Annotated in this window: 19 protein-coding genes; 14 read left to right on the top strand and 5 right to left on the bottom strand. The window is 69.6% G+C overall.

Features of this window, described 5'->3' with window-relative positions; genetic code table 11:
• The first annotated feature begins 127 nt into the window (after positions 1-127).
• From ADK36_RS40605 to ADK36_RS40635, 8 genes are all read left to right on the top strand, one after another.
• Entirely contained in the window at positions 128-796 is a 669-nt protein-coding gene (locus ADK36_RS40605; RefSeq protein ID WP_053201203.1) for an HAD family hydrolase, read from the top strand.
• Positions 797-862: 66 nt separating this feature from the next.
• A complete protein-coding gene (locus tag ADK36_RS40610) occupies positions 863-2,095 on the top strand; it encodes an MFS transporter (protein ID WP_078916694.1) in 1,233 nt (410 codons plus the stop codon).
• Complete coding sequence (locus ADK36_RS40615) at positions 2,046-3,218, top strand: acetoin utilization protein AcuC (RefSeq protein ID WP_048586501.1); 1,173 nt, start codon at positions 2,046-2,048, stop codon at positions 3,216-3,218. Before ADK36_RS40610 ends, ADK36_RS40615 begins: the two co-directional genes overlap by 50 nt.
• A 347-nt stretch (positions 3,219-3,565) precedes the next feature.
• Positions 3,566-4,381, top strand: a complete 816-nt coding sequence (locus ADK36_RS40620; protein ID WP_048586494.1) for a phosphatase — start codon at positions 3,566-3,568, stop codon at positions 4,379-4,381.
• A gap of 129 nt (positions 4,382-4,510) precedes the next feature.
• Positions 4,511-4,723: a helix-turn-helix domain-containing protein gene (locus ADK36_RS40625; protein ID WP_004984898.1), complete on the top strand. Its 213-nt coding sequence runs from the start codon at positions 4,511-4,513 to the stop codon at positions 4,721-4,723.
• A gap of 156 nt (positions 4,724-4,879) precedes the next feature.
• Positions 4,880-4,978: a 30S ribosomal protein bS22 gene (locus tag ADK36_RS47310; RefSeq protein ID WP_003948845.1), complete on the top strand. Its 99-nt coding sequence runs from the start codon at positions 4,880-4,882 to the stop codon at positions 4,976-4,978.
• A 288-nt stretch (positions 4,979-5,266) separates the two neighbouring features.
• Positions 5,267-6,328: an NAD-dependent epimerase/dehydratase family protein gene (locus tag ADK36_RS40630; RefSeq protein ID WP_048586493.1), complete on the top strand. Its 1,062-nt coding sequence runs from the start codon at positions 5,267-5,269 to the stop codon at positions 6,326-6,328.
• Positions 6,329-6,342: 14 nt separating this feature from the next.
• Positions 6,343-7,395: a lysophospholipid acyltransferase family protein gene (locus ADK36_RS40635; protein ID WP_048586492.1), complete on the top strand. Its 1,053-nt coding sequence runs from the start codon at positions 6,343-6,345 to the stop codon at positions 7,393-7,395.
• Between the two features lie 101 nt (positions 7,396-7,496).
• Here the strand turns inward: ADK36_RS40635 and ADK36_RS40640 are convergent, their stop codons facing one another.
• The 3 genes from ADK36_RS40640 to ADK36_RS40650 form a co-directional block, all read right to left on the bottom strand.
• Entirely contained in the window at positions 7,497-8,753 is a 1,257-nt protein-coding gene (locus ADK36_RS40640; protein ID WP_053201204.1) for a DUF5667 domain-containing protein, read from the bottom strand.
• A gap of 251 nt (positions 8,754-9,004) precedes the next feature.
• Complete coding sequence (locus tag ADK36_RS40645; protein WP_078916693.1) at positions 9,005-9,778, bottom strand: ECF subfamily RNA polymerase sigma factor, BldN family; 774 nt, start codon at positions 9,776-9,778, stop codon at positions 9,005-9,007.
• A gap of 532 nt (positions 9,779-10,310) precedes the next feature.
• On the bottom strand, positions 10,311-11,234 hold the full coding sequence (locus ADK36_RS40650; protein WP_078916696.1) for an HAD family hydrolase: 924 nt from the start codon (positions 11,232-11,234) through the stop codon (positions 10,311-10,313).
• Between the two features lie 131 nt (positions 11,235-11,365).
• Between ADK36_RS40650 and ADK36_RS40655 the strand changes: the two genes are divergently transcribed.
• The 5 genes from ADK36_RS40655 to ADK36_RS40675 all read left to right on the top strand — a co-directional run bounded on the left by ADK36_RS40655 (position 11,366) and on the right by ADK36_RS40675 (position 17,190).
• Positions 11,366-11,656, top strand: coding sequence for a glutaredoxin family protein (locus ADK36_RS40655; RefSeq protein ID WP_078916691.1), 291 nt, complete (start codon positions 11,366-11,368; stop codon positions 11,654-11,656).
• Positions 11,657-11,955: 299 nt separating this feature from the next.
• Positions 11,956-12,729 (top strand): redox-sensing transcriptional repressor Rex, encoded by a 774-nt coding sequence (locus tag ADK36_RS40660; RefSeq protein ID WP_030051883.1) that lies wholly within the window; start codon positions 11,956-11,958, stop codon positions 12,727-12,729.
• Positions 12,726-14,531, top strand: a complete 1,806-nt coding sequence (locus ADK36_RS40665) for a glutamyl-tRNA reductase (protein ID WP_053201206.1) — start codon at positions 12,726-12,728, stop codon at positions 14,529-14,531. Before ADK36_RS40660 ends, ADK36_RS40665 begins: the two co-directional genes overlap by 4 nt.
• Complete coding sequence (gene hemC / locus ADK36_RS40670) at positions 14,528-15,487, top strand: hydroxymethylbilane synthase (protein ID WP_048586487.1); 960 nt, start codon at positions 14,528-14,530, stop codon at positions 15,485-15,487. The genes ADK36_RS40665 and hemC overlap by 4 nt, the downstream gene beginning before the upstream one ends.
• Positions 15,484-17,190 (top strand): uroporphyrinogen-III synthase, encoded by a 1,707-nt coding sequence (locus ADK36_RS40675; protein ID WP_048586486.1) that lies wholly within the window; start codon positions 15,484-15,486, stop codon positions 17,188-17,190. The genes hemC and ADK36_RS40675 overlap by 4 nt, the downstream gene beginning before the upstream one ends.
• Before the next feature lie 129 nt (positions 17,191-17,319).
• Here the strand turns inward: ADK36_RS40675 and ADK36_RS40680 are convergent, their stop codons facing one another.
• Positions 17,320-18,714, bottom strand: a complete 1,395-nt coding sequence (locus ADK36_RS40680; RefSeq protein ID WP_048586485.1) for an FAD-binding oxidoreductase — start codon at positions 18,712-18,714, stop codon at positions 17,320-17,322.
• A 218-nt stretch (positions 18,715-18,932) separates the two neighbouring features.
• On the opposite strand from ADK36_RS40680, the gene hemB reads away from it, so the two are divergent.
• A complete protein-coding gene (hemB, locus tag ADK36_RS40685; RefSeq protein ID WP_048586484.1) occupies positions 18,933-19,931 on the top strand; it encodes a porphobilinogen synthase in 999 nt (332 codons plus the stop codon).
• 40 nt (positions 19,932-19,971) lie between these two features.
• On the opposite strand, the gene ADK36_RS40690 is transcribed toward hemB, so the two are convergent.
• Entirely contained in the window at positions 19,972-20,166 is a 195-nt protein-coding gene (locus ADK36_RS40690; RefSeq protein WP_048586483.1) for a hypothetical protein, read from the bottom strand.
• Positions 20,167-20,340: the final 174 nt, after the last annotated feature.

Consider the following 20,340-nt stretch of genomic DNA (forward strand, 5'->3'; position numbering starts at 1 on the left):
GCCGATGGTACTGCAGGGGGGACCCTGTGGGAGAGTAGGACGCCGCCGAACAAATTTTGAGAGAGCCCCCGGCCGGGGATACCGGTCCGGGGGCTTTCTGCATTTCTGGGCCATTAGGCTCGTAGGCATGCGCTATGAACTCGTCATCTTCGACAACGACGGCGTGCTCGTCGACAGTGAGTCCATTTCCAACCGGCTTCTCGCCGCGTATCTCACCGAGCTGGGGCACCCGACGTCGTATGAGGACTCCATACGGGACTACATGGGCTCGGCGATGCATCGGGTTCATGAGCTGGTGCTGGAGCGGACGGGGCAGCGGCTTCCCGAGGGCTTTGACGATGTCTTTCATGGGCGCGTGTTCGCCGCGTTCGAGCGGGAGTTGAAGGCGGTGGTCGGCGTCGTCGACGTGCTCGAGAAGCTTGCCGGGGATCGGGTGCCGTACTGCGTGGCGTCGTCCGGGAGTCATGAGCGGATTCGGGTGGGGCATCGGTCGACGGGGCTTGAGCGGTTCTTCGATGAGGGGCGGATCTTCAGTTCGGAGGACGTGGGGCGGGGGAAGCCGGCGCCGGACCTGTTTCTGTACGCGGCTGAGCGGATGGGGGTCGTACCGGAGCGGTGTGTCGTCGTCGAGGACAGCCCGCTGGGGGTGCAGGCGGCCCTGGCGGCGGGGATGGACGTGTACGGGTTCACCGCGATGACGCCTGCCGGGAGGTTGGCCGGGGCCACTCGACTCTTCGCCGGTATGGGGGAGTTGGTCGACCTGCTTCTGTCTGCTTCCGACCGTGGCGCCCGCTGAACTTGAGGGAAATTCATCTTTGGCTGGATCTACCCACCAGTATCCCGGGGCCTTACGCTCGCCGCCATGACGCATGTGCTGCGGCGCGGTAGGGCCTCGTTGGCGTTCAGCTTCTTCGCTCAGGGGGTCGCCTTTGCCCTGCTTGTGACCCGGATTCCGGCCATTCAGGATCGGTACGGGGTCTCCGACGGGTTGCTGCCCGTCTTTCTTGCCGCCGTGCCGATCCTGGCCGGCGTCGGGAGTGTGACGACCGAGCGGCTGGTGAAGCGGATACCGCCGAGCCGGTTGTTGCGGTGGTCCCAGCCCGTCGTGCTCCTGGCGCTGCTCGGGGTCGGGGCGGGGGAGCGGATGGTGGAGCTCGGGCTCGCGCTTGCCGTGTTCGGGCTGGCCGTGGGTGTGCTTGATGCCTCGATGAACATGCTCGGGGTGAGGCTGCAGCGGTCGTACGGGCGCAGCATCATGCTCAGCTTCCATGCGGTGTACAGCCTGGGTGGGATCGTGGGGGCCTCGCTGGCCTGGGTGGGGGCGCACTGGGATCTGGCGCTGGTCGTGTCGTATCTGCCCGTTGTGGTGGTGTTGCTGCCGGCCGCGCTGGTGGGGAGTCGGTGGTACGTCGATGGCGGGGGCGGTGCCGATGTGGTGGCCGAGGAGGCTGCCGCGGGGGCGTCCGTTTCCTTCAAGGTGCTGCTGCCGCTGTGTCTGGTGATGACCTTCGCGTATATCGGGGACTCGACCGTCTCCAACTGGAGTGCGAAGTATCTGCAGGACGTGCTGGGGAGTTCGGAGCAGCTGGCGACCGTGCCGTACAACGTCTATATGGTGACCACGCTGCTGGGCCGCGCCATCGGGGACTTCGGGGTGCGGAAGTTCGGGGCTGTCGCGGTCGTGCGGATGGGGGCGTTGGTGGCGGCCGGCGGGTTCGCCGTGGTGGCGGGGGCGCCGGGGGCGTGGGTCGGGATGTTGGGGTTCACGCTCCTCGGGCTGGGGTTGTGTGTGCTGGTGCCGCAGACGTTCGCGGCGGCCGGGCGGCTCGCTTCTGAGAAGTACGGTCCGGGGGCTTCGGATGCGGCTATCGCGCGGCTCAATGTGTTCAATTACGTGGGGTTTTTGATCGGTTCGCCCCTGGTGGGTGCGCTCGGCGATGCGTGGAGCTACCGCGGGGCGATGTTGGTGCCGATGGTGTTGGTGCTGGTGACGCTTGTGTACGCCCGGTCGTTCGCCGCTCAACCGGACCGATACGGTGACGGGCATGAGCGGCCGCGCACAGCTGATGTGGGACGAGGCAGTAACGGGCTATGACTTCGGTCGGGACCATCCGATGGACCCGGTCCGGCTCGCCCTGACCAGGAGACTCGTCGATGCCTTCGGGCTGGACAAGGACGTGGACGTCGTCGCGGCGCAGCCGGCCGGTGAGTCGACGTTGCGGCTGGTCCATCGGGAGGACTACATCGAGGCCGTGAAGGCGGCATCGGTGGATCCGGCGGCCGCGGACCAGTCGTATGGGATCGGGACGCTGGATGATCCCGCCTTCGTGGGGATGCACGAGGTGTCTGCGTTGATCGCGGGGCAGTCGGTGGGGGCGGCGGAGGCTGTGTGGCGGGGGGAGGCGCTGCATGCGGTGAACTTCGCGGGTGGGCTGCACCATGCGATGCCGGGGGGCGCGTCGGGGTTCTGTATCTACAATGATGCCTCGCTGGCTATCGCCCGGCTGTTGGAGCTGGGGGCCGAGCGGGTCGCCTACATCGACGTGGATGTGCATCACGGGGACGGGGTGCAGGCGGCGTTCTGGGAGGATCCGCGGGTTCTGACGATTTCGTTGCACGAGCATCCTCGTACGTTGTTCCCGCAGACCGGGTGGCCGGAGGAGACCGGGGGCGAGGCCGCGGAGGGCACGGCCGTGAATGTGGCCTTGCCGGCCGGGACCGGGGATGCGGGGTGGTTGCGGGCGTTCCATTCCGTGGTGCCGGAGTTGATCGCTGAGTTTCGGCCGCAGGTGTTGGTGACTCAGCATGGGGCTGACACGCACTTTGAGGATCCGCTGGCTCATCTTGCTGTTTCGTTGGACGCGCAGCGGGCCGTGCAGGTGGCCTGTCATGACCTGGCGCACGAGTACGCCGACGGGAAGTGGGTGGCGCTGGGTGGGGGTGGATATGCCGTGGTGGAGGTTGTGCCGCGGTCGTGGACGCATTTGGTGGGGATTGTGGCGGGGCGGGCGATTGAGCCTGAGGCGATGATTCCGGAGGGGTGGCGGCAGGAAGTCTTTGCGCGGACTCGGCAGTTGGGGCCGGCGCGGATGACTGATGGGCGGTGGCCGGTTTCGTGGGTCGGCTGGGATGCGGGGTATGACCCTGCGGATCGGTTGGATCAGGCGGTGTTGGCGACGCGGCGGGCGGTGTTTCCGTTGCGGGGGTTGTTGGCGTAGGTGGGGTGGCGGTGGAGGTAATGCAATTCTTCGCCCCCGCCGCCCTTACCCGTCCCATCCCTTGAAGGGGCTCCGCCCCTTCGACCCCGCCAGGGGGCTGCCGCCCCCTGGACCCCCGCTTCGGCCCTGAAGGGGCCTCGTCCTCGAGAGTGCCTGGTCGGGCGAAGCCCCACGGCTGTACTCGTCCTCGAACGCCGGACGGGCTGGAGGTGCGCGGACCGGCGTCGACAGGTGAGCGCCTCCCCGACCCGCGTCCGCCCGTGAGGCCAGCCTCCGCGTTAGCCCAACTGTGCGGTGTTTTCCCGTTCCCACCTTTCTGTGCCGTCTCGTCCGTCACCATCGCTCACGTGGTGAGTACCGGAGCCCTTCGTGCCCATCTCCTGGCCGCTCGGCTTGCTGGGAGTGTGGCTACTTCTCGGGAGGCGAGTCTCAGGAGTTATCGGCTCTTTGCGGCTCGGGATCCGCGGGTGCTCATCGGGCTCGATCCTGTGTGGCCTTGGGGACTGCGGGATTTGATCGAGTTGATGGCGGATCGGTGTGGGGTTTCGGCCGATCCGGATTGTGTGTCCGGGCTGGATGTGATCGATCCGGAACGGACTCTGAGTGGTCTGAGTGCCTTTGCCGATCGCGTGGGTGAGGCCGCCCAGCGCAGGGCGCCCGTGTTGCTCGGTACCGGGCATCCGCATCGGCTGCTCGGCTTCTACGCCGCGTTGGCGGACGCGTTGTCGGCGGCGGGATGTGCCGTTCTCACCCCCGCGCATGGTCGCTGTGTCGACATAACGACCCGGTTCGGCCTACGCACGTACAACCTTGACTACGTACGAGGAGTCGCGTTGGTGCGGGAAGCCGGCGCTCCGAGCCCCCGGCGTGAGACCGGCGCACACACGCACTCGCCGCTCCCGGTTCGTACCGCGCTGGCCGGCGCGGCGGAGGCCGGCGGGCCGTTGCCGGAGCTGGTGATCGGGGATCACGGTTGGGTCTGCGGGGCAGGTCAGCTGGGGTTTGAGGCCATTGGGCTCGCCGATACGAATGACCCCGCGCTCTTTGTGGGGGAGGCCGAGGGGACCGTGTCCGCCGTCGTTCCACTTGATGACGCTGTGCGGTCTGATTACTACCGGCCGCTTACCCGCTACGTACTCAATCGAGCGTGTCTGTCACAGTAGGTCGCCGATGGCTGCACCTCTTCCCCACTCGCATCACCCGCCCCTAGTCTGGGGAGTGAGCACGCAGCGACGAAGAGTCACCGGAAGGGGAAGCCGGTGGCCGTCGAGTGCGGAAGGTTCAGGTGTGTCATGGCTGCAGCTGGCGAGAGGCCTCTGAACGAGGTTCAGTTCCTTACCGTGGCGGAAGTCGCCTCGGTGATGCGAGTGTCGAAGATGACCGTGTACCGGCTGGTGCACAGCGGTCATCTGCCCGCGATCCGGGTGGGGCGGTCGTTCCGCGTCCCCGAGCAAGCGGTTCACGAATATCTCCGCGAGAGCTACGTGGGGGTGGAAACCGCCTGACGGCAGTGGGCGAGGGGGGATCCTCAGGGCTGTTCAGGATTCCCCCTTGTCCCCTCGATTACGACCTCAGCGCTCGGGCGGGTAGGCTAGCCCCTCGTAGGTCGTATGGGCCCATGGCGCCCAACGCCGAGTGATGAGAAGTGAGCGAGGGTAGTCGTGGGCTCTGTTATCAAGAAGCGGCGCAAGCGGATGGCGAAGAAGAAGCACCGCAAGCTGCTCAAGCGCACGCGCGTTCAGCGTCGCAACAAGAAGTAAGCGCGGCGCGCCGCGAAAGTGGCGTGCTTTGTGGCCCCCCACCAGATCCGAGATCCGGTGGGGGGCCACACGTGTATCGAGGTCATGTGCGAGAGGCGTGTGGGGTTGTGTGCGAAGGGTCGAACCTCGTGCGTATGCCTGGAGCGATGTCTGCGCCGTCTGGTCGTACGCATGGAATTCTCGTCACTTCATGCATTGGGCGGTCATCACAGCGCAACACCGAACCGCTAAGTTGGCCGCACACGGGGAACTCGGCAGGGTACGAGTGCTGGAAGGAAGGCGCTGATCTTGGGCAAGGTCGTGCTCGTGACCGGAGTGGCCCGTCAACTGGGTGGCCGTTTCGTACGACGGATCCAGCGTGACCCACAGGTGGACCGGGTGGTCGCCGTGGACGCAGTCCCGCCCGAGCATCATCTGGGCGGTGCCGACTTCATCCAGGCCGACATCCGGCAGCCCACCATCGCGCGGGTGCTGGCCGAGAGCGGCGCCGACACCGTCGTACACATGGACGTGACCGGAACCGCGCTCGGCAGCGGCAGCCGGACCACGGTCAAGGAAACCAACGTCATCGGGACCATGCAGCTGCTCGGTGCCTGCCAGAAGTCCCCCAACGTCAAGCGGCTCGTGGTCAAGTCCAGTACGAACGTGTACGGATCCGCGCCCCGCGACCCGGCCGTCTTCACCGAGACGACCCCGCCCAAGTCCCTGCCCAGCGGCGGCTTCGCCAAGGACGCGGTCGAGGTCGAGGGCTATGTGCGCGGATTCGCGCGGCGGCGGCCGGACGTCGCCGTGTGTGTGCTTCGGTTCGCCAACATTCTCGGGCCCACCGCGGACACGCCCCTCGCCTCGTACTTCTCGCTGCCGGTCCTGCCGACCGTGTTCGGCTACGACCCGCGGCTTCAGTTCGTGCACGAGGACGACGTGATCGACGTGCTGCGCATCGGCTCGCACGAGCCGGAGCGGGGCACGCTCAACAGCGGCACCTTCAACATCGCCGGCGACGGCGTCCTGCTGCTCTCACAGTGCTCCCGGCGGCTCGGCCGCCCCACCGTGCCGCTGCTGCTTCCGGCGGTGACCTGGGCGGGCTCCCTGGTGCGTACGCTGGGCATGTCGGACTTCTCACCCGAGCAGATCCGGCTGCTCACGCACGGCCGGGTGGTGTCGACGGACCAGATGCGAGAGACGCTCGGATTCAAGCCGAAGTACACGACGGCGGAGACGTTCGCGGACTTCGCGAAGAGCCGCGGTCCCGGACTCCTGCCGCCGGAGGCCCTCGCGGGGGCCGTCGACCGGATCGCCGCGCTGCCCGCCCTGGGCGGGGGCCACCTTCCGACGCAGAGCGCCAACTGAGGAGCGCATCAACGATGGCGGACGCCAAGGTCATTCCGTTCGACGACGACCGGTCCCGTGGGAGCGCCGTGCAGCGGCCGCAGCGGCGCCGGAGTACGGGCAGCCGGCGCAAGAGCGGTGAATCCGCGCTGGTACGCGAGGTCCAGCCTCTCCCCGGACGGGCCTTCGCGCAGGATGATGTTCCTGTGACACGTGAGGAACAGCCGCCCCAGAAGCCCCAGGACGACGGCGGCCTGGAGCGGCGCATCGCGGGCGGCCTGGCCTTCCTGCGCCGCCGCCTCACCGGGGACTACGAGGTCGACGACTTCGGGTACGACGAGGAGCTCACCGACCAGGTCCTGATGTCCCTGCTGCGCCCGGTGTACGAGAACTACTTCCGGGTCGAGGTGAAGGGCGTCGAGAACATCCCGTCCGAGGGCGGCGCGCTGATCGTCGCCAACCACTCCGGGACGCTGCCGCTGGACGGCCTGATGATGCAGGTCGCCGTGCACGACCACCACCCGGCGGGGCGCCATCTGCGGTTGCTCGCCGCCGACCTGGTCTTCATGCTGCCCGTGGTCAACGAACTCGCCCGCAAGCTCGGCCACACCCTGGCCTGCGCCGAGGACGCCGAGCGGCTGCTGGGCCAGGGCGAGTTGGTCGGCGTGATGCCGGAGGGCTTCAAGGGCATCGGCAAGCCCTTCAGCGAGCGCTACAAGCTCCAGCGCTTCGGCCGCGGCGGCTTCGTCTCCACCGCCCTGCGCCAGGGCACCCCGATCATCCCGTGCTCGATCGTCGGGGCCGAGGAGATCTACCCGATGATCGGCAACGCGAAGACCCTGGCCCGCCTCCTGGGCTTCCCGTATTTCCCGCTGACGCCGACGTTCCCGTGGCTGGGCCCGCTGGGCGCGATCCCTCTCCCCACCAAGTGGACGATCCAGTTCGGCGAGCCGATTCCCACGGACGGTTATCCGCCGGAGGCGGCCGAGGACCCGATGCTGATGTTCAACCTGACCGATCAGGTGAGGGAGCAGATCCAGCACACGCTGTACAAGTTGTTGGTGCAGCGGCGGTCGGTCTTTTTCTGACGGTGCGACCTTCTGATGGCGCGACCTTCTAGCGGTACGGCGATGGGGGCGCCCCTCCTGAGAGGGGCGCCCCCATCGCCATACGGCTGGTTCCGTGGCCGCTAGTTCGCGTCCTCGCCCTCGATGCCCAGGCCGGGCAGGAGGCCCGGGAGGAGCGGTGGGAGGGTGACGGCGGGCTCGGTGCTCGGTGTCGACGTGGACGGTGAGGCGCCGGTGTTGCCGGTGTCCTTCGGCGGGTCCAGGAGGCCGCCGGTGTTTCCGCCGAGCAGACCTTCGCTCTCGCCCGCGGAGCCCTCGGCCGCCTTGCTGGGGCTGCTGGACCTGTTGCCGTCGGAGGAGCCGCTGCCGCCGGCGCTGGGGCGGGCCGACCGGTCGGAGCCGGACGTACCGGTGGACGCCGACCCGGAACCGCCGCGTCCCTTGCCGTCGCCGCCCTTCGACGGGGTCGGGGGCAGGAGTGACTCCAGCGGGGCGACCTCGTCGTCTATGGCGTCGAACACCGACGACACCTGGTCGCTGACGTCCCCGAGCTGGAGGGGGAGTCGCTGTCGGAGGTTGCCCCACGCCGCGCGGTGCGAGCGGGAGAAGGCGGAGAGGGCCTGGATGGGGCCCAGGGAGTTCGGGTCGCGCTGGTACGCCTCGCGGAGCAGGCGGTGCCCCGCCGAGGCGTCGTGCCGCATGCCGGACAGGGCGCGGCGGATCTCGCTGAGCGACTCGTGGTCGAGTTGTCCGCCGCGACCGCGCTCCATCAGCCGCCTGGCCTCGCTGAGCCGGGTGGACGCCTGGTCGAGATACGTTCGCCCGCGCTCGTCCTCGCCGTCGGCAAGGACGTTGAGCTTGAAGTCCTCTATGCCGCGCTTCAGGCCGTAGAGAGAGTCACCGGGTAGGGCGTCCGAACTCGCGGCGGCGACTCCGCCGAAGGCTCCCGCGGCGACACCGACGCTGAGCCCGCCCGCGGTGAGGCCCTTGGCCAGCCGTGAACGCGGTCGCAACTTCCCCAGCGGTGAGGCCCGATGCGCGCCCCGTGCCCGCTCCGAACGCTGCTCGGGCAGGACGGGTCCCGCCTCGCCTCCCGCGGTGCCCTCCTGGAGCATGGCCTCCATCGCGGCCACGAGCTGGGCGCGCTGGACGACCTTGACCTCGGGGTCGAGTACGGGCTTGGGCAGCTCGCCGAGACTCGTGGTGAGGGCCAACAGGCGCCCCTGCTCGCTGTGTTCCGCGGCAGCGGGTGCCGGTGCCGATCCATCGGGCTGCTCGGCGTGCTCGGCCTGCTCGGCCGCCGAGTCCCGGTCGGTCAGCTCCTCCAGGGCCTGGGCGAAGGCGTTCGCCCGCCGGTGCGCCGATACGTTCGCGATCACTGGCGGCACCTCCTCTCGTCATGACGGTCGACTCCCCAGGGGGTCCTGAGGGTTGCACGCCCTGACCGAATCCACACGATCGAGTGATCGAAGTCGGCCAGGGAGCGACCACAGGGAGCCTGCATCCCGCACAACGAGCGGCTTGGCACTTGGGTTACGGACGGAGGATGAACGGACCGCGAAGTCAACGGACTTTCACCGAGGGTGAGTTGATGGTTGCGGAGTGTGTCGGTTCGGTAGGGGGTGTGCGCTCAGCGGGCGTCGTCCGGGAGCAGCCGGGCGAGGGTGCGGACGGCGCGGTACTGGAGGGTCTTGATGGCGCCCTCGTTCTTGCCCATGACGCGGGCGGTCTCGGCGACGGAGAGGCCCTGGAGGAAACGGAGGGTGACGCACTCCTGCTGTTGTGGGTTGAGTCGCCGTACGGCGTCGAGGAGGGCGGCGTTGGAGAGGGATTCGAGGACGGAGTCCTCGGGGGAGCGCTCGACCTCGTTGGCGTCGAGCATCTCGCCGGTGGTCACCTCCAGCCGGAAGCGGCTGGACTTGAAGTGGTCGGCTACGAGGTTGCGGGCGATGGTGACGAGCCAGGCGCCGAAGTCGCGGCCCTGCCAGGTGAAGGTGCCGATGCGCCGGAGCGCCCGCAGAAAGGTCTCGCTTGTGAGGTCCTCGGCGGTGGCCTTTCCTCCGACCCGGTAATAGATGTAGCGGTACACGGTGTCGCTGTACTGGTCGTAGAGCCTTCCGAACGCGTCGGCCTCGCCGGCCTGTGCGCGTTCCACGAGATCCATCATTCGAGCGCTGTCGCTGTCCGCGGCAGGTCGACGGGCGGTTGCCGCACCGGCCGAGCGTCCCCGTCTGCCGACGGCGGCGCTGCCGTCGGCGAGCGCGTAGCACGGGCCTACGGGCGCGGTGGTTACGGCGAGGGCGGGGACGGCGTACGCGGTGGGGACGAAGCCGCGCAACAGGTCTTTGACCGTTGCGCGCAGCGTAGCCAGGCCCGAGGCGTCAACCCCGACGTGTGGGTACACGGGACTCCCAGAGGCAGAGCTTCCATCACGTGCAGTGCGGGACCGTTCACCCGTCGTAGCGACGGAGGGGTACCGGTTTGCGTCTGAGGAGAATAACGCTTCGTGCAGGCACTGCTACGCCCAGTTGCTCAAATCATCGATTGCGTCTCTTCTGTAACCGTTTGGCGGCCGATCAAGTGCCGCAGAGTGATCGCTTGTTGATCGAATTCGTCCGTGTTCCGGCTGTCTCCGGGGCGTGTTGTGGTCGTGTGCAGCCAAGGGGACTGGACAGGGCGTTGCGGGGGTATGGGGTGCGGATTGGCTTGTGCGGCCGGGCGTGGTCAACTCGGCGCCCATGTGGGCTTTTCTCGCCCCCGCCGCCCCTACCCGTCCCGTCCCTGAAGGGGCTCCGCCCCTTCGACCCGGGCAGGGGGCTGCCGCCCCCTGGACCCCGCTTCGGCCCGAAGGGCCTCGTCGTCAAACGCCGGACAGGGTGAAATGCCTGGACCGTTCCGGAGAGTGACCGTCAAGTGAGGTGAAGTCGGCCGCAGGTCTATCGACGGCGTCGGTGTAGTGCGATCGCCGCTGCCGTTCCCCCGGCCACCGCGCCTACGCCCGCGGCCGCCGGGATGCCGACCTTGGCTGCCTTTCGGCCCGTGCGGTAGTCGCGTAGGCGCCAGTCCAGCTTGCGGGCGTGCTTGCGGAGCTTGGTGTCGGGGTTGATGGCGTAGGGGTGGCCGACGAGGGAGAGCATCGGGATGTCGTTGTGCGAGTCGCTGTACGCGGCGCACCGGGAGAGGTCCAGGCCCTCCGCGGCGGCCAGGGCGCGGACCGCTTCCGCCTTCGCGGGGCCGTGCAGGGGCTCGCCGACCAGCTTGCCGGTGTAGACGCCGTCCACGGATTCCGCCACCGTGCCCAGCGCGCCGGTCAGGCCGAGGCGGCGGGCGATCACCGTGGCGATCTCCACCGGGGCGGCTGTGACCAGCCATACCTTCTGGCCCGCGTCCAGGTGGGCCTGGGCCAGGGCCCGGGTGCCGGGCCAGATGCGCTCGGCCATGTACTCGTCGTAGATCTCCTCGCCGATCGACTGGAGCTCGGCGACGCGGTGGCCCTTCACGATGGAGAGGGCCGAGTCGCGGGCCTCCTGCATGTGCTCGGGGTCCTCGACGCCGGCCAGCCGGAACCATGCCTGCTGCCAGGCGAACTTGGCGAGGTCGCGGGTCTCGAAGAACTTCCGTTTGTACAGGCCCCGCCCGAAGTGGAAGAGGGCGGCACCTTGCATCACGGTGTTGTCCAGGTCGAAGAACGCGGCGGCCTTCTCGTCGCCGAGCACCGGGAACTCCGGTTCGGCGGTCTCGGAGACCTCCGTCGCTTCCTGCGACGATTTGCGCGCTGCCTCCGCCGAAGCCTCGCCAGCCAACACGCTCCGCGCCGTGGCGGAACGCCTACGGGGAGTGAGCCATCCAAGAGCGGCCATGACCGTGAGCATAGCCAGTTTGTTCGGTGCTTCCGGAGTCGAGAGGTTTGAAGGTTGTGAACTCTCCGCGACCGCGCAGTTAAACGGCGTGGTGGAACAGCGGCCGGGCTTCCGCGTGGCGGCGCGGGAGAATGGCTGGCATGAGTCCCCTTTTTCGTCGCGCCGCAGCCAGGTCCCCGCAGGACCGGCTCGTCACCCTCATCGGAAAGCCCGACTGCCATTTGTGTGATGCCGCACAGGGCGTGGTCGAGAAGGTCTGCGCCGAACTGGGGGTTCCGTGGGAGGTGAAGGACATCAACCAGGATCCCCAACTCCACGACCAGTACTGGGAACAGATCCCCGTCGTCCTCGTCGACGGCGCCCAGCACACCTTCTGGCGCGTGAACGAAGATCGCCTCCGCAAAGCACTCACCGAGCGGTGACCGGTGACTGACCGAGTAGTCCAACTGAGTCGAAAACGGCTTAGGATCGACGGCGACTTGGTCTCGGGGGCGGGGATCGTTGAGGAGAGTGTGCGGTTTTGCCCCCAAGAGATGAGGAACGGTGGTGCGTATGCGCCGGTTCCAGACCAGTGCGCCGGGCGTGCGTGAGCCCGGTCACGTTGGGCGGGCAAATCGGACACCATCTTTGTGCACGCGTTCACAAAGACATAGCCTGCATTCGACGGGGCGGTCTGGGGACGACTGACCGCCGGCAGTCCCGCTCTACCCGCAGGAGCACCGTGGCAACTGGCCGAACTCACCGACCGGCGACCCGTAGCCGAGGGATTCCCGAGGCCACCGTCGCCCGGCTTCCGCTGTACCTCCGAGCCCTGACCGCACTGTCGGAGCGCTCGGTACCCACGGTCTCCTCCGAGGAGCTCGCGGCCGCGGCGGGGGTCAACTCCGCCAAGCTGCGCAAGGACTTCTCGTACCTCGGGTCGTACGGCACGAGGGGTGTCGGCTACGACGTCGAGTATCTCGTCTACCAGATCTCCCGTGAGCTGGGGCTCACCCAGGACTGGCCGGTTGTGATCGTCGGTATCGGTAACCTCGGTGCCGCGCTCGCCAACTACGGCGGGTTCGCCTCCCGTGGGTTCCGGGTCGCCGCGCTCATCGACGCCGACCCCGCGATGGCCGGCAAGCCCGTCGCCGGGATTCCCGTGCAGCACTCCGACGACCTGGAGAAGATCATCCAGGACAACGGCGTGTCGATCGGTGTCATCGCCACCCCCGCCGGTGCCGCCCAGGCGGTCTGTGACCGGCTCGTGGCCGCCGGGGTCACCTCCATCCTGAACTTCGCGCCGACCGTCCTGACCGTTCCGGACGGCGTCGACGTGCGCAAGGTCGACCTCTCCATCGAGCTGCAGATCCTCGCCTTCCACGAGCAGCGCAAGGCCGGGGAGGAAGCCGCTCACTCCGACGGCACCGGACCGGCCGCCGTCACCCGCGAGGAGTCCGACGCATCCGCCGACCAGGGGCCTGACGGGGACGTACCCGCCGTGATGCCGGCATGAGTCTCCTCGTCGTGGGGCTGAGTCACCGCAGCGCCCCGGTCAGCATTCTGGAGCGGGCGGCACTGAGCGCCGATGCCCAGATCAAGCTGTTGCAGGACACCGTCGCCGCGGAACCGGCCGCTGAGGCCGCGGTGCTCGCCACCTGCAACCGCATCGAGCTGTACGCCGACGTGGACAAGTTCCACGCCGGTGTCGCCGAGCTGTCCACGCTGCTCGCCCAGCACAGCGGAGTGGGGCTCGACGAGCTCACGCCCTACCTGTACGTGCACTACGAGGACCGGGCCGTCCACCATCTGTTCTCCGTGGCCTGTGGGCTCGACTCCATGGTCGTCGGGGAAGGGCAGATCCTCGGACAGATCAAGGACTCCCTCGCCAAGGCGCAGGAGCTGCACAGCGCCGGGCGGCTGCTGAACGACCTGTTCCAGCAGGCCCTGCGCGTAGGCAAGCGCGCGCACTCCGAGACCGGCATCGACCGCGCCGGGCAGTCCCTGGTCACCTTCGGTCTGGAGCAGCTGTCCGCCTCCGCCGGTACGACCGTCGAGGACTGGGCCCGCGGCAAGAAGGCCCTGGTCATCGGCGCCGGCTCGATGTCCTCCCTGGCCGCGGCCACGCTCGCGCGGGTCGGGGTCGCCGAGATCGTGGTCGCCAACCGCACCCACGACCGCGCCGAGCGTCTCGCCGCCCTGCTCGTGGAGCAATACGGACAGGGCCTGCCCGACGGCACGGACGTGAAGGCCCGCGCGGTACCGATGGATTCGGCGCCGGCCGAGCTGACACGTGCCGATGTCGTGGTCTCCTGCACCGGCGCGACCGGGATCGTCCTCACGGCCGAAGAGGTCGCCGGGGCGGTGGAAGGCCGTACCGGTCAGCCGGTCGCCTTCGAGGAGGCCGGAGCAGCCGAGGGTCACGGTCGTACGGCTGCCAAGGCGCCCGCCGCCAGGGCGAACGCCGATGGCGGTGACGTGCGGCAGACTCCGCTGCCGCCCACCAGTGTCGGCACCGACGAGGGCTGTCCGCTGGACATGGCCGCCGTGCAGGGAGGTTTCTCCGTGCTCGGGGAGGCCGCCGTCGCCGGTATGGACGCGGCCACCCTGGAGCAGCACGCGAGCTGGGCCGCGGGCAGTGCCGTCGACCGGCGTGAGGCCGCCCGGCGCAGCCCCGAGGCAGACGCCGAGCTGATCACCGCGCTCGCCGCGACCGTGGCCACCGTCGGCCGTATCCCCGAGCGCCGCAAGCCCGAGCCGGTCGTCGAGGTGCCCCGCCCCGCACCGGTGCTCTGGCTGCTCGACCTCGCCATGCCGCGCGACATCGACGCGGCCGTGCACCGGCTGGCCGGGGTGCGGCTGGTCGACATCGAGTCGCTGGCGGAAGCTTCCGCCACTGCGTCTGATCAGCGAACTCCGTCCGCGGGCCCGATGGCCGCCGACGTCGACCAGGTCCGCCGTATCGTCTCCGACGAGGTCGCGGCCTTCGGGGCGGCGCAGCGGGCCGCGCACATCACGCCCACCGTCGTCGCCCTGCGCACGATGGCCGCCGATGTCGTGGCCAGCGAGATCGCCCGTCTCGAGGGCCGGCTGCCGGGCCTCGACGACAAGCACCGCAGCGAGATCACACAGACCGTGCGGCGTGTCGTCGACAAGCTGCTGCACGCGCCGACCGTCCGGGTCAAGCAGCTCGCGGCGGAGCCGGGCGGCGCGGGGTACGCGGATGCCCTGAGGACCCTGTTCGACCTCGATCAGGAGACGGTGGCCTCCGTCTCCCGGGCCGAGGACAGCACCGAGAAGAACCGAGGCCCACGATGACTCAGCAGCCACTACGGCTCGGCACCAGGCGCAGCAGGCTCGCCATGGCCCAGTCCGGGCAGGTCGCCGACGCGGTGAGCCAGGTGACCGGACGGCCCGTCGAACTCGTCGAGATCACCACGTACGGCGATGTCTCGCGCGAGGCCCTCGCGCAGATCGGCGGCACGGGTGTGTTCGTCACCGCCCTGCGCGACGCGCTCCTCAAGGGCGAGGTCGACTTCGCGGTGCACTCCCTCAAGGACCTGCCGACCGCGCAGCCCGAGGAGCTGACCCTCGCGGCCGTTCCCGAGCGGGAGGACCCGCGCGATGTGATCGTCGCGCGGGACGCCCTGAAGCTCACCGACCTGCCGCGCGGGGCGCGCATCGGTACGGGTTCGCCGCGCCGGATGGCCCAGCTGAACGCGTACGCCCGCGGGCATGGGCTGGATTTCGAGACGGTCGCGATCCGCGGGAACGTGGATACGCGGATCCGGTTCGTGCGTGATGGTGAGCTGGATGCGGTGGTGCTCGCTGCGGCTGGGCTGCAGCGCATCGGCCGCATCGACGAGGTGACCGACTTCCTGTCGGTCGACACGGTTTTGCCCGCCCCCGGCCAGGGGGCCCTGGCGATCGAGTGCACCGCGGACAACGCGGACCTCGTCGCCGCGCTCGGCGAGCTCGACGACCCGTTCACCCGGGTCGCCGTGACCGCCGAGCGATCACTGCTCGCCGCCCTGGAGGCCGGCTGCTCCGCCCCTGTGGGCGCGCTGGCCGACCTGCTGGCCGACGGGCAGATTGTCAAGGAAATGCGCCTGCGCGGCGTCGTCGGCACGACCGACGGCACGCGGATGGTGCAGCTGTCCACCACCGGTCCCGTGCCCGAGACGCACGACCAAGCGCTGGCGCTCGGTCGCGAACTCGCTACCGAGATGCTTGCGCAGGGCGCGGCCGGTCTGATGGGGGAGCGAGCACAGTGAGCCCCACCACCCTTCCCGCCGGCCTTGAACACGGGCACGTCACCTTCCTCGGTGCCGGACCCGGGGATCCGGGGCTGCTGACTCTGCGCGCCGTGGAGGCGCTGGCGAACGCGGACGTACTCGTCGCCGAGCACGAAGTGCTCGACGTCGTACGCCACCACGCCAGAGCCGGTGTCGCCGAGGTGCATACGGACACGGGTCCCGATTCGGACGCCGTTCCGGGCACAGGCACGCCCCAGCTAGCGGTTGTTGACGGCGCGTCAACGACCGCTGCGCTACCCGCGGTGCGGGATGCCGCACATCTTGTCATGGAGGCCGCGCGAGGCGGCAGGCGGGTCGTACGTGCGGTGTCCGGGGATCCCGGGCTCGACGCGTACGCCGCCGAGGAGATGCTGGCGTGCGCCGCCGCGGGTGTGCCGTTCGAGGTCGTGCCCGGTGTGGCCGCGGCCGTCGGCGTGCCGGCGTACGCCGGTGTGCCGTTGCGGGACGCGCAGGGCGCGGACGTGCGGTTCGTGGACGCGCGGACGGCTTCGGACCGGTGCTGGACCGAGGTCGGGGCGTCGGACGGGACGGTGGTCGTGTCGACGACGCTGGACTCCGTGGGCGCGGCCGCGGGCGAGCTGGTGTCGGCGGGGCGTAAGCCCGATACGCCGATGACGGTCACGGTCGCCGGTACGACGACGCGGCAGCGGACCTGGACCGCGACGCTCGGGACCATCGCGCAGACGCTGAAGCAGGCCAAGGTGCTGCCCTCGCCCGAGGGCGGGCGGCCGGTGATAGCCGTGGTCGGTGAGCGTTCCGCCGCTGCTCAGCGTGATCAGTTGTCGTGGTTCGAGTCCAAGCCGCTCTTCGGGTGGCGGGTGCTCGTGCCGCGGACGAAGGAGCAGGCTGCTTCGCTCTCCGACCAACTGCGGTCGTACGGGGCCGTGCCGCACGAGGTGCCGACGATCGCCGTCGAGCCGCCGCGGACGCCTCAGCAGATGGAGCGGGCGGTCAAGGGGCTGGTGACCGGGCGGTACGAGTGGATCGCGTTTACGTCGGTCAACGCGGTCAAGGCCGTGCGGGAGAAGTTCGAGGAGTACGGGCTTGATGCCCGTGCCTTTGCCGGGATCAAGGTCGCCGCGGTGGGGGAGCAGACCGCGAAGGCGTTGATCGCCTTCGGTGTGAAGCCGGATCTGGTGCCCAGTGGGGAGCAGTCGGCTGCGGGGCTGCTCGAGGACTGGCCGCCGTACGACCCCGTTTTCGATCCGATCGACCGGGTGTTCCTGCCTCGGGCGGACATTGCCACCGAGACGCTTGTGGCCGGGCTCATCGAGCTGGGCTGGGAGGTCGACGACGTCACGGCCTATCGAACCGTGCGGGCTTCGCCGCCGCCGGCCGAGACTCGGGAGGCGATCAAGGGGGGTGGCTTCGACGCCGTTCTCTTCACGTCGTCGTCCACTGTGCGGAATCTGGTGGGGATCGCCGGGAAGCCGCACAACGTGACGGTGATCGCCTGTATCGGGCCTGCTACGGCCAAGACTGCTGAGGAGCATGGGCTTCGGGTGGATGTGATGGCTCCGGAGCCGTCTGTGCACAAGTTGGCTGAGGCGTTGGCTGAGTTCGGGATGCGGCGGCGGGCCGCTGCGGTGGAGGCCGGGGATCCGGTTACTCGGCCGAGTGAGCGGCGGCCGGGGGCTCGGCGGCGGCGGTCCACGACGTAGGTGGGGGCGGGGTGAGTTTTTCGCCCCCGCCGTCCCTACCCGTCCCATCCCTTGAAGGGGCGCTGCCCTTTCGACCCCGCCAGGGGGCTGCCGCCCTCTGGCCCCCCGCTTCGGCCTTCGGCCTCGTCCTCAAACGCCGGACGGGCTGATGGTGTGGCCGAAGCGGAGTAGGTTTTGTGGGTCGTAGGTGGATTTGTCCTGGCGTAGGCGGGTGTAGACCTCTGGGGTCCAGGCTCGGGCTCGGTCGGATTCGTTGCCCGGGGTGCCGTGGATGTTGACCATGGTGTGGCCCGTGCCGTACGGGGACATCGCGGTGTGCAGGGCCCGGGTGGCCTGTTCTATGGCCTCGGCTGCGGGTGGGGCGGCCAGGACGCCCACCGTTTCCAGGAGGTAGTTCGCGTCCCGGGAGCAGATCGCGTCCTCGCGGCGGGCGGGGCGGGAGAGGGCGCCGCCCAGGTGGCGGAACTCCACCATGAGGAGGGGGCAGTCGGGGACCTCCGGGCCGACCTGGGACAGGAACGTGTCGATGGCCTCGGGGGTGAGGTCGCGCAGCAGGGCGCATGACTCGCGGGCGGGGAGCGGGTCCTGCGGCTCCATGTGGATGCGGTCCAGGGCCGCGTACGGCATCACCTCCACCGTGTCGACCGCCACCGGCGCCGCCGCGCGGATCGGGGCCAGCAGGCGTTCGCCCTCGGCCGGGTCTCCGGGCCAGGCGATCGCGACGCGGGCCCAGAAGCCGCCCCGCAGCGGTTCGGGGATCTCCGGGATCGGGGGCAGGCGCAGCAGGGTGAACGCGCTGCACATGTCGTCCGGGAGGGTGCCGGTCCAGTCGGCCCACGTGCGGAGCAGGGCCTCGGTGTGTTCGCCGGGGCAGTACACGCCGCCGCCGAGGACCGTGGGGAGGGGCAGCAGCTCGCAGACCATGGAGGTCACCACGCCCACGTTGCCCTTGCCGCCGCGCAGCGCCCAGAACAGCTCCGGTTCGTGGTCGGGGTCGCTCTCGTGGAGCGTGCCGTCGGGTGTGGCGACCTGGAAGGAGCGGACCAGGTCGGTCGCGTAGCCGTAGGCCCGGCCCATGACCGGGAGCCCGCCGCCGAGTGTGTAGCCGACCGCGCCCGCGTCGGTGGAGGTGCCGCAGAGGGCGGCGAGGCCGTGCGGCGCGGTCGCCTCCAGGACGTGGCGCCACTTCGCGCCCGCCGCGACCGTTGCCAGGCGCCGGTCGGGGTCTACGCGTACGTCCGTCATGCGGGCCGTGCTGATCAGCAGGCCGTGGTCGATCGGGAAGTTCGCGCCGTGGCCCGTCGACTGGACCGCGACCGGGGTGCCGGTCGCCGACGCCCAGCGCAGCGCCGTCACGACGTCGTCCGCGCCCGTCGCGCCCACGGCTACGTCGGGGGTGTGCAGCGCGGCCAGGTTGAAGCCGGTCACCTCGTCGGCGTAGCCGTCGTCGCCGGGGCGCAGGACCGGGCCGTGGATCTCGGAGAGGGCGAAGAGATCGGGGGTGTTGTGGTGGATGGCGGTCATCGCGTCCTCCGTGGTGCGCGCGTACGTACGGAGGGACGGCGGCGGCGAGGCGGTGGGGATGGGGCTGGGGCGGGGCCGTCGGGGTCCTTCGCTTTTGGGTCCCTTTTCAGGATGGACCCGTGGGGGTCGGGGCCGCATGCCGGGCCTCGTTCGGCTCCCCGGCCGTCCCGACGGCACGTCGGCAAAGGCGCTGCCGGGGCGGGCGTAGCGTAGGTGGCATGACGACGTACGGATCCTTCCCCGGTACGCGGCCGCGGCGTCTGCGGACCAGCCCCACCATGCGGCGCATGGTCGCCGAGACCCGGCTGCACCCCGCCGACTTCATCCTCCCGGCCTTCGTGCGCGAGGGCGTCAGCGAGCCGGTGCCGATCGCCGCCATGCCGGGGGTCGTCCAGCACACCCGGGACAGTCTGAAGAAGGCCGCGCTGGAAGCGGTCCAGGCCGGTGTCTCCGGGATCATGCTGTTCGGGGTGCCCGAGGAGGAGAAGAAGGACGCCCTCGGGACGCCCGGTACCGATCCCGACGGGATTCTTCAGGTCGCCATCCGGGACGTGCGGGCCGAGGTGGGGGACGACCTGCTCGTCATGTCCGACCTGTGCCTCGACGAGACCATCGATCACGGGCACTGCGGGGTGCTGGACTCGGAAGGGCGCGTCGACAACGACGCGACCCTTGAGCGGTACGCCGAGATGGCGCAGGTGCAGGCCGACGCGGGCGCGCATGTCGTCGGGCCCAGCGGGATGATGGACGGGCAGATCGGGGTCGTTCGGGACGCCCTTGATCAGATCGGTCGGGAGGATGTCGCGATCCTCGCCTACACCGCCAAGTACGCCTCCGCCTTCTACGGGCCCTTCCGCGAGGCCGTCGCCTCGTCGTTGCAGGGGGACCGGAAGACGTATCAGCAGGATCCGGCGAACGCGCGGGAGTCCCTGCGCGAGCTGGCCCTCGACCTGGAGGAAGGGGCCGACATGGTGATGGTCAAGCCGGCCGGGCCCTACCTCGACATCCTGGCGCGGGTCGCTGACGCGGTGGACGTGCCGGTCGCCGCCTACCAGATCTCCGGCGAGTACTCGATGGTCGAGGCCGCCGCCGAGAAGGGCTGGATCGACCGGGACCGGGCGATCTTCGAGACGCTGACCGGCATCAAGCGGGCGGGTGCGCGCAACATCCTCACCTACTGGGCCACGGAGGCCGCGCAGAAGCTGGGGCGCGGCTGACGCAGGCCGCTGACGCGGTGTCGGGCGTACGGCGTCCTGGTCAGGGGCGGTCGGACGCCGGGGGCGACGTGGGTGCCGCGGGTGCCGTGGCGGTCGGGCTGGTCGGGGTCGACGGGCCCTCGTCGCGCAGGCCCTCGCCGTCCTCGCACGCGGTGAGCGTGAGCGCGACGATCGTCACCAGTGTGGCGGCTAGCAGCCCGGCGCGGGTGCGAGTGGGGTGTGCGGACGCGGACATGGTGCGGCCCTCTCGATCCGTGGGGGTTGGGGTCGGTCCTCAGCCTGCGTGATCATCCGTCCCGGCCGCCACCGTCGGGGCGGAATTCGGGACGCCCGCACGACACGATCGCCTCTGACCTGCGGGGATGTCATGTCCCGACGGCTCGGCACGGGACGCGGGGGGTCGGTCAAG

Source organism: Streptomyces viridochromogenes (genome assembly GCF_001270495.1).
GTDB classification, from domain to species: Bacteria; Actinomycetota; Actinomycetes; order Streptomycetales; family Streptomycetaceae; genus Streptomyces; species Streptomyces viridochromogenes_A.